The sequence below is a fragment of the Lentzea sp. NPDC004782 genome, from assembly GCF_040609115.1.
In the GTDB taxonomy this organism is placed as follows: Bacteria; Actinomycetota; Actinomycetes; order Mycobacteriales; family Pseudonocardiaceae; genus Lentzea.
Map to the genome: position 1 here is coordinate 17,123 of NZ_JBEXJN010000052.1, position 14,781 is coordinate 31,903.

General features: G+C 69.8%; 9 protein-coding genes. 2 read left to right on the plus strand and 7 right to left on the minus strand.

Features of this window, described 5'->3' with window-relative positions; genetic code table 11:
• A complete protein-coding gene (sigC, locus tag ABZV40_RS35770; RefSeq protein WP_355452033.1) occupies positions 1–576 on the minus strand; it encodes an RNA polymerase sigma factor SigC in 576 nt (191 codons plus the stop codon).
• 68 nt (positions 577–644) lie between these two features.
• Between sigC and ABZV40_RS35775 the strand changes: the two genes are divergently transcribed.
• Complete coding sequence (locus ABZV40_RS35775; RefSeq protein ID WP_355452036.1) at positions 645–1,379, plus strand: zf-HC2 domain-containing protein; 735 nt, start codon at positions 645–647, stop codon at positions 1,377–1,379.
• A gap of 42 nt (positions 1,380–1,421) precedes the next feature.
• Here ABZV40_RS35775 and ABZV40_RS35780 read toward each other — a convergent pair whose 3' ends face one another.
• The 4 genes from ABZV40_RS35780 to ABZV40_RS35795 all read right to left on the minus strand — a co-directional run bounded on the left by ABZV40_RS35780 (position 1,422) and on the right by ABZV40_RS35795 (position 8,825).
• A complete protein-coding gene (locus tag ABZV40_RS35780; RefSeq protein ID WP_355452039.1) occupies positions 1,422–3,098 on the minus strand; it encodes a cellulase family glycosylhydrolase in 1,677 nt (558 codons plus the stop codon).
• 148 nt (positions 3,099–3,246) lie between these two features.
• Positions 3,247–6,048 (minus strand): immunoglobulin-like domain-containing protein, encoded by a 2,802-nt coding sequence (locus ABZV40_RS35785; protein ID WP_355452042.1) that lies wholly within the window; start codon positions 6,046–6,048, stop codon positions 3,247–3,249.
• Positions 6,049–6,189: 141 nt separating this feature from the next.
• Positions 6,190–7,476 carry a sugar ABC transporter substrate-binding protein gene (locus tag ABZV40_RS35790; protein ID WP_355452045.1) on the minus strand — a complete coding sequence of 429 codons (1,287 nt, stop codon included), beginning with the start codon at positions 7,474–7,476 and terminating at the stop codon, positions 6,190–6,192.
• A 347-nt stretch (positions 7,477–7,823) separates the two neighbouring features.
• Positions 7,824–8,825 (minus strand): LacI family DNA-binding transcriptional regulator, encoded by a 1,002-nt coding sequence (locus tag ABZV40_RS35795; protein WP_355452048.1) that lies wholly within the window; start codon positions 8,823–8,825, stop codon positions 7,824–7,826.
• A 208-nt stretch (positions 8,826–9,033) separates the two neighbouring features.
• Here ABZV40_RS35795 and ABZV40_RS35800 point away from each other — a divergent pair, with 208 nt between their 5' ends.
• A complete protein-coding gene (locus tag ABZV40_RS35800) occupies positions 9,034–10,035 on the plus strand; it encodes a GDSL-type esterase/lipase family protein (protein WP_355452051.1) in 1,002 nt (333 codons plus the stop codon).
• A 15-nt stretch (positions 10,036–10,050) separates the two neighbouring features.
• On the opposite strand, the gene ABZV40_RS35805 is transcribed toward ABZV40_RS35800, so the two are convergent.
• Together ABZV40_RS35805 and ABZV40_RS35810 are read right to left on the minus strand one after the other, a co-directional pair.
• Positions 10,051–11,811: a rhamnogalacturonan lyase gene (locus ABZV40_RS35805; protein WP_355452054.1), complete on the minus strand. Its 1,761-nt coding sequence runs from the start codon at positions 11,809–11,811 to the stop codon at positions 10,051–10,053.
• Between the two features lies 1 nt (position 11,812).
• A complete protein-coding gene (locus tag ABZV40_RS35810; RefSeq protein ID WP_355452057.1) occupies positions 11,813–14,524 on the minus strand; it encodes a cellulose binding domain-containing protein in 2,712 nt (903 codons plus the stop codon).
• Positions 14,525–14,781: the final 257 nt, after the last annotated feature.

The following is a 14,781-nucleotide window of genomic DNA, read 5'->3' on the forward strand; positions in this document are numbered from 1 at the left end:
TCAGACGACTTCGAGGCCTTCTCGCCCCTGGCCGCCGATCAGGTCCTCCCGCGCCCTGGCGACGCGCGACCGGACCGTCCCGATCGGACAGCCCGCGACCTCGGCGGCCTCGGCGTAGGACAGGCCGAGCACCTGGGTGAGCAGCAGGGCCTCGCGGCGTTCCGGCGCGAGGCCGGCGAGCATGACGTTGAGCTCGACGACGTCCTCGAACCCGGCCGACCGGGTGTGCTCGGCGTACCGGTCGGCGTCCGAGGCCAGCAGGTAGTCCGCGGACCAGGCGATCGACGGCCGGGCGACGGCGGCCCGGATGTGGTCGACGACCGTGCGGCGGGCGATCGAGAGCAACCAGGTGCGCGCCGACGAGCGGCCCTCGAAGCCGGGCAGGCTGCGCAGCGCGCGCAGGTAGACCTCCTGGGTGAGGTCGTCCGCGACACCGATCCCGGCGAGGTGGGCGACCAGCCGCCAGACGTCGCGCTGCGTGGAGCGGATGAACCGCTCCAGCGCATCACGATCACCCGCGCCGGCGGCCAGCGCGAGCGCTGTGACCGCCTCGTCGTCACCCCTCGAAGTCGACACGATCGGGGAGCGTACCCAGCCGCGAGATTGCTGGGAACCAGGAGGGACGACTATCCGACAATATCGGCGTGGAGTGCTACATCTGTCGCGAAGCCCTGTCCGCGAGGCTCGACGGGGAAGCGGAAGGCGTGCCCGCCGACCAGGTCGACGGGCACCTCGAAAGCTGCGCGTCCTGCCGGAAGTGGCACGACAACGCCGCCGCGCTCACCCGCACCCTCCGCGTGAGGCCGGCCACACCGGTCCCCGACCTGGCCGCGTCGATCCTCGGCTCGGCTCCCGCGATCACCCCGCCCGCGCCACGCGGCCGGCTGCCCCGCGGCCTGCTGGTCGGCGTCGCGGTCGCCCAGCTCACCCTCGGCGTGGCCCAGGTGCTCGGCGTCGGCACGTCCGCGCACGCCGGCCACACCGCCGGCGTCGACAGCAGCCACCTGTTCAACGAGAGCACGGCGTGGAACCTCGCCCTCGGCCTCGGCCTGCTCTGGACCGCGCTGCGCCCGGCCGCCACCTCCGGCACGCTGCCCGTCACCGCCGCGTTCGTCGCCGTGCTCATCCCCTACTCGGCCGGCGACCTGCTCAGCGGCACGGCGACCGCGAGCCGCGTCCTGTCCCACTCGTTGCTGCTCATCGGACTGGTACTGCTCGTCTTCGTGCACTTCACCCAGCCACGTCCCGGCGGCCGCACGCCACTCGCGCACGGCGACACCGAGTCCATCACCACCTCGGGCTCGCCCAGCGAGGCTCAGCAGGTTCGGACGCGACGCCGAGTTCGCCTGCGCCCGGTGAGCAGGCGGCACGCGGCCTGAGACGACGATCGGCCCCGGCGTGGCGGCGCCGGGGCCGGGCTCTCAGCTGACGGCGCAAGCGTTTCCGTTGAGGGTGAAGGAAACCGGCGCCGGGTTCGCTCCGGTGTAGGTGCCGTTGAACCCGATGCTCGTCGACGCGTTCGGTGCCAGCGCGCCGTTCCAGGCCAGGTTGGTCGCGGTGACGTTGGCGCCGGACTGGGTGATCGTGGCACCCCAGCCGGGTGGCGTGACCTGCTGGCCGTTGGCGTAGCCGAAAGCGAGCGTCCAGCCGTTGATCGTGCCGGCACCGGTGTTGGTGATGGTGATGCTCGCCGTGAAACCGTTGCCGCCGCCCCAGTTCGGGGCCGAGTAGCCGATCTTGCAGGTCCCGGTGCCGCCACCGGCTCCGGTCGTCACGGACACGATCGCGGAGCTCGCCGAGACGTTGCCGGCCGCGTCCCTGGCCCGCACCTGGTACCGGTAGGTGGTCGACGGGGTCAGGCCGGTGTCGGTGTAGCTGGTGCTCGCCGTCGAGCCGGCGAGGGCGAACGAGCCGCTGCCGAGAGCGCGGTGGACGTCGTACCCGGTGACGCCGACGTTGTCCGTCGACGCCGCCCAGGTCAGGGTGAGGCCGGTGGACGTCACAGCGGAGGCGGCCGGAGTGCCCGGTGTGGACGGTGGCCGGGTGTCGTCGGGAGCGCCACCGCCGAAGATCGTGGCTTCCTTCGACGTCTGCCGGACTCCGTTGGCACCGTTGAGGAAACGCTCGCCCCACGGGGTGAGGCTCGCCGGGTTGAAGGAGTTCGTCATGTCGAGGTAGGCGACGTCACCGCTGTTGCCGCTCCACGACCAGCCGAGGTAGCCGATGCCTCGGGCCTGGGACTGCGCCATGATCGTGTCCTCGTCCGGGTCGCCGTCGCTGTGCATGTTGCCGAACTCGCCCACCACGAGCGGCAGGCCGGCGGTCCGGAACGCGTCGAAGTACGCGTTGATCTTGGCCGCGGTGTTGTAGACGCCGTACATGTGGATGGAGAACACGGTGTTGTGCAACGGATCGGCGTCGAGCACCGACGCGGCGCCGTCCCGCATGACGTTGCCCCAGTCCTGGCCCCACATCGGCGCGTCGGCCATGATCAGGTGTTGCAGCCCGGCACCGCGCAACCGGCTGATCGCGCCGCTCGTCGCGGTCGCCCACGTCGCGCTGACCTGCGCGTTGTTGCCGAACGGTTCGTTGCCGAGGTTGATGACGACGTAGTCCTCCTGGCCCTTGAGCGCACTGGCCACGCCGATCCAGTAGGTCGCGGCCTGGTCCAGGGTCGCGGCACCGCTCTGCTCGCCGTACCCGGTGGTGTCGTGGACCTCCAGCACGCAGATCATCCTGTTCTGCTTGCACAGCGAGATGACGTTCGACACCTCCGCGGCCGGGGTCGGTCCCCAGCGCTGGCCGCTGCCCAGCACGACGCGGACGGTGTTGGTGCCGAAGGACTTGATGTCCGCGAACGCCCTGGTCTGCGTCGGGTACCAGACGTGCGCGTGGTTCACGCCGCGCATCACGAACGGCGTGCCGGTGCGTTCGACGACCCGCGTGCCCTCGACGTGGAGACCCACCGCCGCCGGGGGTTGGGCGCCCAGTGCCGCCACGACCGCCGGCGCGGCGGCGCCGGCCGGAACCGGAGCGATGACGGCGAAGGCCGTGAGGAGCAGACCGGCCACCACCGCCCGGAGAAGTCTCCAGGTCACAACGACCTCCTGAGGATGTCCGACAGGAATTATGGGAGCGTTCCCAGAAATCGGACTGTAACCACGTCGGCCTTCGCGGCCACACCGCCGAGTGGCGCACCGGGGCATCCTGTCCGATGCGGACAAAGCGGTGCGGCCGCGCGTCCTCTCAGCGCTGACCGCGGTGCACGGCCAGGATTTCCTGCGCGGTCAACGCCCTGTTCCAGACCGTCAACCTGCGCATCCTGCCCTTGAAGCAGTTGTCCGCCGAGTCCGCGGATCTGCCGATGAAGTTCGACGTCGTGGGGCCGCCGCCGAGATCACGCGGCCCGTTCTCGCACGACAATTCGACACCGTCGTCGAACGAACAGGCTCTGCCGTTCGACGACGTGTACGTCAGCGTGTGCCAAACACCGCGCGACAAAGGACGTTCACCGTCTCCGGTGTTCTTCGCGCCGTTGCCGAGGCTCCACACGACGTACGGCGTCTGCTGCGCGAGATCGACCCGCACCCGCGCGGAGACGGTGAACTCGCCGAGCCCGGTCGTCAGGTTGTCGGGCAGGTGGACGTAACCGCCCGTGCCGCCGAAGTCCATCCCGTCGGCGGAGCGGGTGACGTCGCCGTGGATCGTCGCACTGCGGCCGTTCCCGGACACGTCCGCGACGACCGGTCCCGAACCGCCGGACAGCTCGTAGTCGGCCACCACGCCCTTCGTGTTGGCACGCACCGGAGGCGGGCCCTTGCGCAGTCGTTCCAGCTCCGCCTTCGTCACGGGCAGCACCGTGCCGTGCCGCGGTTTCGCGGGCAGCCGGTAGTCCGCCGGGATGCGCCAGTTCGGGTTCGCCAGCGAGTCGGTCTCGAACGGGAGGTAGCCGCGGTGCGGTGTCTCGTCCATGAAGACGTAGAACTTGCTGCCGTCGTTGGACCTGAACGCGGTCGGGCCCTCGACCCAGTCGGTGCCGAGCCCGGTGCGGATGCAGTCGTCGACGAGCTCCCAGTTGCGCGGCCCGGTGCCCGGCAGGTCCACCGCGCGCAGGTCCTTCGAACGCTCCAGGACGATGTCACGCGCGCAGGTCCCGATCACCTTGTCGTCGGTGGTGAGGCGGTAGTGGTACTCGCCGTCCTTGAGCACCGTGGAGTCGATCACGCCCCGGCCGGGGTCGTTCCACACCTGCGGAGTCGTGAACGTGCGGAAGTCGCGGGTGGTCGAGTACATCATCCGCGGGTAGGTCGCACCGGTGTGGTTCGGGTCGCTCGCCGAGTACACGTTCGACGCCCAGTGGACGACGTACGCGCCGATCGTCGGGTCGTACGTGGCTTCCGGCGCCCACGTCATGCCCGCGGTCTCCGCCGAGACCAGCACGTGCCGCTGCTCCGACCACGTGACGAGGTCGGTCGACTCCCAGACCTCCAGGTACCTGCTGCCGTGCCGCATGGCCCGCTCCCAGCCACCTCCGTCGTTGATCTGCAGGTCGGTGGCCACCAGGAAGAACCTGTCGCCCTCCGGGCTGCGGACGACGAACGGGTCGCGCACGCCGGTCTCGCCGTACTTCGACCTCAGCACGGGACGTCCGCCGTTGAGCTCGTCCCAGTGCAGCGGGTCGTCGCCCCGGCTGACGGCGAAGTGCACCTGTTCGCCGTCCTGGTCCGCCTCACCGGTGAAGTAGGCGAAGAAGTAGCCCTCCAGCGCCTGCTTCCGCGGCAACGGGAGGACGGTGAGGGTGAAGTGGCGGGTGCCGCTGGTGAAGCCCTTCGCCGCCGTCACCGAGAGCTGCACGCGACGCGGCCGTGATCCGTCCGGCGGCCTGGTCACCTCACCGGTGGCGGAGACGACGCCGGGATCGCCGCTGCGCCAGGTGAAGGTGACGTCGCGAGCCCCCTTGACCGGCAGCGTGATGTTTCCTCGGATCGCGTCCTGGTCGTGGATCACGATGCCCTGCAACGCGTTGTCGACCTTCTCCCGGTCGGTGTCGTCCTCCGGCACGGTCACGGTGAAGTCGCGGGTGGCGGTGTACCCGGCGTAGGAGGCGGTCGCGGTCAGCGTCACCGTCGCGTTGCCCGCCCGTGGCGCGGGCCGGGTGACCGCGCCGGTCGCCGACACCACCGGCGGGTTGCCGGACGCCCAGGAGATGACCGAGCCGCCGGGAGTGGTCAGCGGCAGCGTGAGGTCACCGGTCACGGCCGAGGTGTCCCCGAGACTGAGCGCCGCGACGTCGGCGGCCGGCCTGGCCGACGCCGTGGCCTTGCCGAGCTCGCGCGCCTCCCCCGCGCTCAGCGCCCGGCGGTAGAGCCGGAAGTCGCGGACCTCGCCCTTGAGGTACCGGTCGGACGAGTAGACCGAGCGGCCCAGGTAGTTGGCGGTGGTGGTGCCGTCGCCCAGCGAGCCGGGAGTCGTGGTGACACCGGTCTTCCTGGCGACTTCGACGCCGTTCTCGTAGAGCACCGCGGTGCCGCCGCCCAGCGTGTACGTGACCGTGCGCCAGCTGCCGCGGGTGAGGTTCCGTCCACTGTCGACGGTCTGCTCGGTGGACCAGTTCCCGCTCGCGATCGACGCCCGGAACCCGTCGCCCGTCGCGAAGAGATAGCCGTTGCCACTGCCGTCGCGGGTGTTGCCGAGGCCCCAGAAGAAGTACGGCACGGACTGGTCCGGTGCCGGCTTCACCTGGACCGAGACGGTGACGTCGGTGAGACCGCGGATCACGTTGTCGGGCAGGCGAACGTGGCCGTTCACACCGCCGAGCCGGAGACCTTCGGCGCCCAGCCACGCGGTGTCGCCGCTCAGCGTGCCGTCGTGGCCGAGCCCCGAGGTGTCGGTCACCGCGGTGCCGGAGTTCTGGGTGAGGTCGTAGTGCACCACGAGGCCCTCGTCGAGGGTCGCGGCCGAGCTGGTGGTGACGGTGGACGCCAGGCCCGCCGCGGCGAGCGCGACGGCGACGAACGCCGACGTGGAAGTGAGATGACGAAAGGACATGCCGGCCTTTCCCGACAGGCGCACAGCGACACCTGGAACAGGGGTGAACGGGGGAAACGCGGCCAGTCCCGTGAGTGAGCGCCAACATAGCGAGCCGCTCGACAGATCGTCAATGAACCTTGCGCCGCGAACCCCCGGCGATCACTTGCCGAGGTTCTCCAGTGAGCGCTGGGCGGCCGCCAGACCGTCCTTCGGCGTCACGACACCGTCGCAGATCTCGCCGATGATCGTCCCGAAGACCTGCTGCATGCTGCCCCAGTCCGGTGTCATCGGTGGCGTGTAGGCGAACTGGGAGGACTCCTTGAAGGCGCCCATGTTGACGTCGGTGATGGCCCACACCGGGTGCAGGAAGTCGTCGCTGTCCTGCACCTCCCGGTTGGCGGGGGCGTCCTGACCGCTGATGGCGATCGGCTTCTGCCCCTCGGCGCTGGTCAGGAAGTCGAGCACCTTGAACGCCAGTTCGGGACGGGCGCTGGACTTCGTGATGGCCAGACCGCTCTGGAACGAGATCGTCGCCTGCTTGGTGTTCTTGAACAGCGGCGCGATGCCCCACCGCACCCGCGGCGACTCCTTGAGCGAGGCGATGTTCCAGAAGCCGGTCATGATCATCGCCGCGTTGCCCTGGGCGAAGAGCTGGTCGGGGCTGGAGATCTTGAGCGCCTCGTAGTCCTTCTTGGACGGTGCCACGTGGTGCTTGTGCACCAGGTCGGCGTAGAACTGCATGGCCTTCACGTTCTCCGGCGAGTTGATCACCGGTTTACCGGCGTCGTCGAGGACTCTGCCGCCGTTCTGCAGCATGAACGCCATCCACCACGGCCACCAGTCGCCGGCCGCGAAGCCGTAGCGCATGGTCCGGTCACCGTCCCTGACCGTCAGCTTCTGCGCCGCGGCCAGGAAGTCCGGCCACTTCCAGTCCGCGGTCGGATAGGACACGCCGTCCTTGTCGAAGAGATCTTTGTTGTAGTACAGCACCATCGGGCCGGTGCGGTCCGGCAGTGCCCACGTCTTGCCGTCGCGGTCGTAGGAGTGCGCGGCCCGCTCGCCGAACCTCCCGACGAGGTCGAGCTTCTCCCCGTCGATGAAGGTGTTCAACGGCAGCAGCTGGTTCTTGCTGCTGTAGCTGTGCACCGACTCGGCGACCTCGATGATGTCCGGCGGGTTGCCGTCGCTGATCATCTTCTGGATCGTGCTGCCGTAGTCGCCGTTCTTGGAGATGTGCAACAACTTGACGTCGACACCGGGAACGCGCGCGCCGGCGAGGTCGATCCGTTGCCGATAGGTCTTGGCGTCCTGGTCGCTGCCCCACACCGCCACGGTCACCACGGGTTCCGCCGCGGGTGGCGCGGCGGAGGTGCAGGCGGATGCGGCTAGGCAGGCCACCGCTGCGGTGGCCGCGGACACGGCTCTGTGCGGGCGACGTCGGCCCATGGTGATTTCCCCTCGGAAGTTCAGTCGAGCAGCTGGGTTTCGAGCGAGCACTCCCCCGTCGCGCACGGCTTCCGCAAGCCGTGCCGCGATCCACTCCTGGCCTCAGCCGCACGACCTGTTCCCGTGCCACGCCCTGACCGGGCACAGTACGTGATCTTCATTCAATTTTGAAGTGGTTCTTCCCGCGTCGGCCGAAGTGTTATCCGTCGCCCACCAGCCTGTTTGCGCAAACAACCTGGACCGCCTGCGGCGATCTGGCGGCCACGGTGCGTGACAACGCCTGGTGTCAACGCCGGGGCGTCGTCGAATCCGCAGTCGAAACGCCGTCGAACGAGTTGCGCGGGACCTCAGGCCCGGCGCAGTCGCGGAGCGGTGCTGGAGCGGCAGGACAGCTTCGGCGGCAGCAGGGTCAGCGGTGCGGCCGGACCGCCTTTCAGCCGGGTCACGAGCAGCTCCATCGCCCGCCACCCCAGCTCCTCCGCCGGCAGCCGCACCGACGTCAGCTGCAGCTGCTCCGCGAGCTCGTCCGGGCAGATCGCCACGACCGCCACGTCCTCGGGAACCCTGCGCCCCAGCGACCGCAGGCTCCCCGCGACCCAGCCGAGCGCCGCCTCGTTGTGCACCACGAGCGCGGTCATCGCGGGCTGCGTGCGCAGCAACGACCGCACCGCGGCCAGCACCGACTCGCAGTCGTTCTCGACCGGCAGCGCGGTCGACGCGATGCCCCGGCGCATGGCGGCCGCGCCGAACCCCGCCATCGTGCGCTGCGCGTGGCCGGTGTTGCGCTGGTACACCACACTCGGGGCACCGAGGAACCCGACGTAGCGGTGGCCCAGGTCGGCGAGGTGCTCGACGCACCGCGCACCGGCCGCCTCGAAGTCGAGGTCCACGCAGATCAGTCCGTCGAGGACCGTCGGCCGTCCGATGAGGACGGACGGCCGCGAGATCTGCCGCAGCACCGGCACGCGGTCGTCGTCCAGCCCCACGTCCATCACCAGGAAGCCGTCGACCTGGGCGCCGGCCGCCACCCTGCGCAGTCCCTGCGGCCCCTGGTCCGCCGTCAGCAGCAGCACGTCCAGGTCGTGCTCGCGGGCGCTGGTGATCGCCGCCGTCACGTACCGCATCAGCACCGGCAGGTGCACACCGGGACGCAGCGGCAGCACCAGCGCCACCACGTTCGCCCGGCTGGCCGCGAGTGCCCCGGCGTTGGGGTGGTAGCCCAGCAGCCGGACGCTCTCCTTCACCTTCGAGCGGGTCTCCGGCGAGATGGACCGCTTTCCGGTCAGCACGTACGAGACGGTGCTCGGCGCGACGCCGGCATGCCTCGCCACATCCGCGATGGTGACCACGCCGGCACCTCCGTGTGTGAAGCGGTTCGGGAAACCCTACGAGCGACCTGCAGCTCCGCTCACCACCGATCGGTGGGAACGTGCACATTGACGGTTGACGGTCGGGACGGAAATCGCTTTCCACCGTGCACCACAGCGCATCTCGCTCTTGCGCGGTTCATCGGGACCGGTTCATCGTTGCCGTCGTGGAGCGCAGAAAGGCTGAATCATGATCAAGGGGCTTCTCGCCGCGGCAACGGTTCTGGCGTGCACCGTCACTCCGGCCGCCTCGGCCGCCACCACCAGTTCCCCCACCGACCCGAACGTGAAGTACTTCGGCCGGTGGAACACGAGCTCGTCGAGCGCCTACGTCTCCGAGTGGGCGGGCGCCTACCTCGTCGTCGGTTTCACCGGGCGGACGGTGAAGCTCAAGCAGCGCCGCGCGATCGACTTCTTCGTCAGCATCGACGGCGGGCCGGACGTGTCCTACGTGAACCGGTCCGGCACGGTCGACCTCACCCCGGCCCCGCTGGCCGCGGGCAACCACACCCTCCGCGTGTCCTACCGGCCGATCGCCGGCTCGTACAAGGGCGACGCGGTGTACCAGGGCATCGAGCTCGACACCGGCGCGCGCACCTTCGCGCCGCCGGTGCCGTCGAAGATCATCGAGTTCGTCGGCGACTCCATCACCGTCGGCCAGCTGTCGTCGAAGCAGGCGCTCACCGCCTACGGCTGGATCACCGGTGAGAAGCTCAAGGCCGGGCACACCCAGATCGCGGTCGGCGGCGCGTGCCTGCACCCGGCGGCGGACGGCTGCCTGAGCATGCGCGAGGGCTTCCTCCGCACCGGCCTCGCGCTGACCGCCCCGGCCTGGGACTTCGGCCGTTACCGGGCGGACGCCGTCGTGATCAACCTCGGCACCAACGACGTCGGGCACAGCGTCACCAAGGACCAGTTCCGCGCCTCCTACGTCACGCTGCTGCAGCGGGCGCGGGAGAAGTACCCGACCGCGGCGATCTTCGCGCTGGGCACGTTCCGCAAGCGGTACGTGCCGGAGACCCAGGCGGCGGTGAAGACGCTCGCCGACGGCGGCGACCGCAACGTCTTCTTCGTCGACACCGCCGGCTGGATCGACGAGGCCACCGACACCGTGGACAACGTGCACCCCAACGACCAGGGCCACCGCAAGATCGCCGACCACCTCGCCCCGATCATCGCCGCGAGGATCTGAACTCGGGGCGGGGGGTTACGGGGAGGCGAAGCTCGGGTGCGGTGGCTGGTTGTAGCCGGTGTTCTGCCAGGCCACCGCCTCCCGGTACTGGCGGTCCTCCATCAGCGAGGGCCGCCGGATCGAGGTCGGCTCGGTCGTGGAGTAGATCCGCAGCGCCCGGTTGTCCGTGGTGCGCCAGACGACCTCCTCGCGCCAGTCGCCGAGGATGTCCGCCTGCAGCACCGGCGTGGACTTGGTGCCGTTGTTGGAGGCCACGCCCGAGCCGGTGAGCAGCCGCGTGTCACCGTTGGGGGCGTACTTGTCGATCGTGGTGCCGTTGAGCAGCTCGCGTTGCGCGTCGCCGTCCCACCAGATCACGAAGTTGGTCGAACCGGGTTTGCGCGCCGCGACCTGGGCGCCGGTGGTGGCGGACCGCAGCCCGCCCACCGCGGCCGACCACGCCTCCGCACCGGGGTTGCCCGCCCAGATGTCGGCGGCGACGGCACGGCCGTTGTCGCAGCCGCACGACGGCGCGCTCCAGAGGATCTGACCGGTGCGCGCGTCGCCCATCCAGTCCGCGACCTCGTTCGTGTGCTCCGACGGCTTGAACACCTCCAGGCCCGGCCGGGACGGGATGAAGTCGCCGACGTGCAGGGCGTCGCCGTGGTGGGTGCCGTTCTGCCACAGGCCGCGACCGTTGTCGTCGATCGCCATCGACCCGTAGATGATCTCGTCGCGGCCGTCGCCGTCCACGTCGGCGATCGACAACTGGTGGTTTCCCCTGCCCTCCCAGTCCGAGCGGTTCGGCTGCGACGCCGAGTCGAACGTCCAGCGCCGGGTCAGCTGACCGCCGCGGAAGTCCCACGCCGAGACGACCGAACGCGTGTAGTAGCCGCGCGCCATGACGATGCTCGGCCGTGAACCGTCCAAATAGGCCGTTCCGGCGAGGAACCGGTCGACCCGGTTGCCGTAGCTGTCACCCCACGACGACACGTTTCCTCGTGGTGGCACGAAATTCTCGGTGTCGAGCACCGCGCCGTCCGTGCCGCGGAACACCGACAGGAACTCCGGCCCGGTGAGGACGTAGCCGTCGGCGTTGCGGTGGTCGGCGTTCGCGTCGCCGATCACCTGCCCGGTGCCCGACCGCGTGCCGTCCGCGGTCTTCACGGCGATCTCGGCCTTGCCGTCGCCGTCGTAGTCGAAGACCTGGAACTGCGTGTAGTGCGCGCCCGCGCGGATGTTGCGGCCGAGGTCGATGCGCCACAACCGGGTGCCGTTCAGCTTGTACGCGTCCAGGTACACGTTGCCCGTGCGGCCGCTCTGCGAGTTGTCCTTGGCGTCGGCGGGATCCCACTTGAGGACGATCTCGTACTGGCCGTCGCCGTCCAGGTCGCCGACCGACGCGTCGTTCGCCACGTAGCCGGAACCGGGGCTCTGGATGGGCACGTCCACGCTCGTGGCCAGGGTGCCGACGGAACGCGTGGCCGCCGCCTCCACGCCGCCGCGCACCGGGCGCACCTCGTAGGACGCGTCCGCGGGCGCACCCGCGTCGAGATAGCTCGTCGCCGTCGTCACCGGCGCACGGTTGACCTTCACACCGTCGCGGTAGACGTTGAACGCCACATCGGCGGCGTCGGAACCGAGCAGCCGCCACGACACGAAGTTGCCGTTGCCGTGGACCGACCTGATGCTGACGAGCCCTCGGTCCGCGCGGACCTGCGTCTCGCCGGCGAGTGCGGGGGCACCGCTCGCGGTGAGGACCACCGCGAGCAGCACCGAGATCGTGGACCGCTTCATCTCACACCACCGCGCACGGCCGGTCGTTGAGCGTGAACGACACCGGTTTCGCGTTCGTGCCCGCCCAGCTCGCGGTGAACCCGAACCCGACGGACCCGGTCGGTTTGATCTCCTTGTTGTAGTCCTGGTCCGTCACGGACACCGCGGCACCGGTCTGGGTGAGCTTGCCGTTCCACAGCTGGTTGATCACCTGACCGTTGGCGAACGACCACTTCAGCGTCCACCCGCTGACGGTCGCCGAGCCGGTGTTGGTGATGTCGACGGTGCCCTGGAAGCCGCCCTGCCACTGGGTCTGCACCGCGTACTTCACCGAGCAGCCGGTGGCCGGTGGCGGCCCCGTGGTCGTCGTGGTGGTCGTCGTGGTGGTCGTCGTGGTGGTCGTCGTGGTGGTCGTAGTCGTGGTGGTCGTTGTAGAAGTAGTCGTTGTGGTGGGCGGGGTTCCGGTCATCTCGCCGAGCACGATGCCGCGCCCGTTGGTGCCGAGGTAGACGCGGCCGTACACCCGCGGGTCACCGGTGATCGCGGCCTCGATGTTGCCGTACTGGTGGCGGTCGTCGTTGATCCGCACCCAGCTCGCACCCGTGTCGTCGGACCGGAAGACGCCTTTGACACCACCGGTTTCACCGATCAGGTACAGCGCGGGGTAGGCACGTCCCGGAGCCGCCTTGCCGAAGCCGATGTTGAGCGAGCCCGCCACCCCGGAGACCTTCGCGAAGCTCGCGCCGGAGTCCGTCGAGTGCCACAGCCCGCCGGTGCCGGCGAGCCAGACGTCGCCTTCCCGGCCCGCCACGGCCTTGAACCGCGCGGACGCAGGCAGACCGGTGGCCGCCGTCGCCGTGAACGTGGCGCCGCCGTTGGTGCTCACGTAGAACTTCCCGGCGGAGAACCCGTAGAACTTCAGCGGGTTGACCCGGTCCGACCTCACCACCGCGCCCGCCGGGATGCCGGTGGACGCCGTCCAGGAGTTGCCGAAACCGGTCGCGTAGTACACGCCCGCTCCCGCGGGAGACCAGACGAACCTGCTGCCGTCGGCGGCCGCCGCCACCGTGCCACCACCGGTGACACCGCCGGGTTCCTGGCCCTGGAACCAGTTCGCGCCGCCGTCGGTGGAGAACGCGACCCGGTTGTCGTTGGGCCGGCCGGACTTGTCGAAGTCACCGACGCGCACGACCGTCGCCGGGGTGAGCTCGGCGAAGTCGAGGCTCGTCGTGGTGGTGAAGTAGGGCTGCGTGAACATCCTGCGCGGCACCGCGTCGAGCCGGTCGTGCCGGAACCCGCCGATGTCGCCGAGCGCGCTGATCAACGGCGGCCCCGACGGCGGGCTGATCAGGTCGTTCACCGCCGTCTCCTCGAGGCCCGCCACCATCGGCCTGATCGTGAACTGGGTGCCGCGGTCCCACGCCGTGAGGTCCGTGGTGCCGTAGAGCGTCGCGCCCGTGCCGTACATCATCCGGTCGGAGTCGAACGGGTCGATCTCCAGCGACTCGGTCATCCAGCCGAGCTTCGGCGCCGTCTCCGGCGGTGCTGGGTTCGCGCCGAGGTCGAGCCACGGCACGGCGCTGATGTCCATCTTGTAGCGGAAGCTGCGGTCCGGGTAGCTCGTCCAGTCCCAGACGCGCGTCCAGGTGGCGCCGTAGTCGGTGCTGCGGAAGAAGACCACGTCCGGCCACCACGAGATCTGCGTGGCGACCATGAGCGTGCCGGGCTTCTTGCGGTCGACGGTCAGGCCGCTGTAGCCGAACGTGTTGTCCGCGCTGGTGGACGGAACCGGGCTGATCCGCGTCCACGCGCCGGTGCCGGTGTTGAGCTTCCAGACGTCGCCCTTGGCGCCGTCGTAGGGACCGCCGGTGTCGCTCGTGGCGAGGTAGAGGGTGTCACCCTGGAGCACTCCCTTGTGCGGCAGGAAACCCGTCGGCTGCCCGGCCACCCGTTCCCACGTCGTGCCGCCGTCGGTGCTGCGGTAGACGTTGTTCTGCTTGTCCGCGACGCCCACGTAGATGGTCTGCGTCGCCGAGCCGGCCGATCCGGTGCGCGGGTCGAACGTCACCCAGAGCACGCCCTGGTTGTCGCTGAGATAGCCGCTGGAGTCACTGGGGTCCTGCGCGTAGTTGCCGGGGTTCGGGAACGACGTGACCTTGCCCCACGTGGCACCGAAGTCCGTGCTGCGCCACAGACCGTTGCCGCTGGGCGCGCCGAAGTACAGCACGCTGTTGCGGTTCGGGTCGATCGCGAGCCGCTCCCCCGCTCCGCGGCCGGGCATGTTGCCGCCGACCTTGAACGGCAGCTGGGTCGCCTGCCAGGTGGCGCCGCGGTCGGACGAACGCAGGATCGCGCCGTTGTTCGGGTCCCAGCTGTTGGTGTACATGCCCGCGGCGACGTACACCCGGTTCGGGTCGACGGCGTCGGTGGCGAGGCTCGCCACGCCGTTGAGGCCCCAGTTGTCGACGCCGACGTGGTCGAGCAGGGGAATCCACCTGCTCGTGCCGGGGTTCCACCGGTACGCGCCACCGATGTCGGTGCGCGCGTAGATCAGGTTCCGCTCGCTCTGGTTGAAGACGATGCCGGGCACGAACCCGCCACCCGCTATTTCGACGTTGCCCCACGAGTACGACTCGGCCGCGGCGGCGGGACGGTCCGCGTTCGCCAGGTGGGCCACCACGACCAGTGCGGCCGTCGTCACCGCCGCCAGCACGCCTGCGAGAGCTCTCCGCATCGAGAATTCCCTTCTCGGCAATTTCAGCGGAGTGTCCCTGCCGGACGCTCTTCAGTTCAAACAGCAGTTCCTCTTTCCGCATCGATTCGACCACACCGGCAGTCGAAACGCGGTTGATTCACGGAATCGGAGCCTTCGCGAGGGCCTCGATCTCACCGAGGGTGAGGTGCGCGCCTCGTCACCTCGTCACTCGCCCCGACGGCCCCCGGTGGTCGATGAAGGGCTCCTTCATCGGCCTGAGGTGGAGGAAGGAGCCC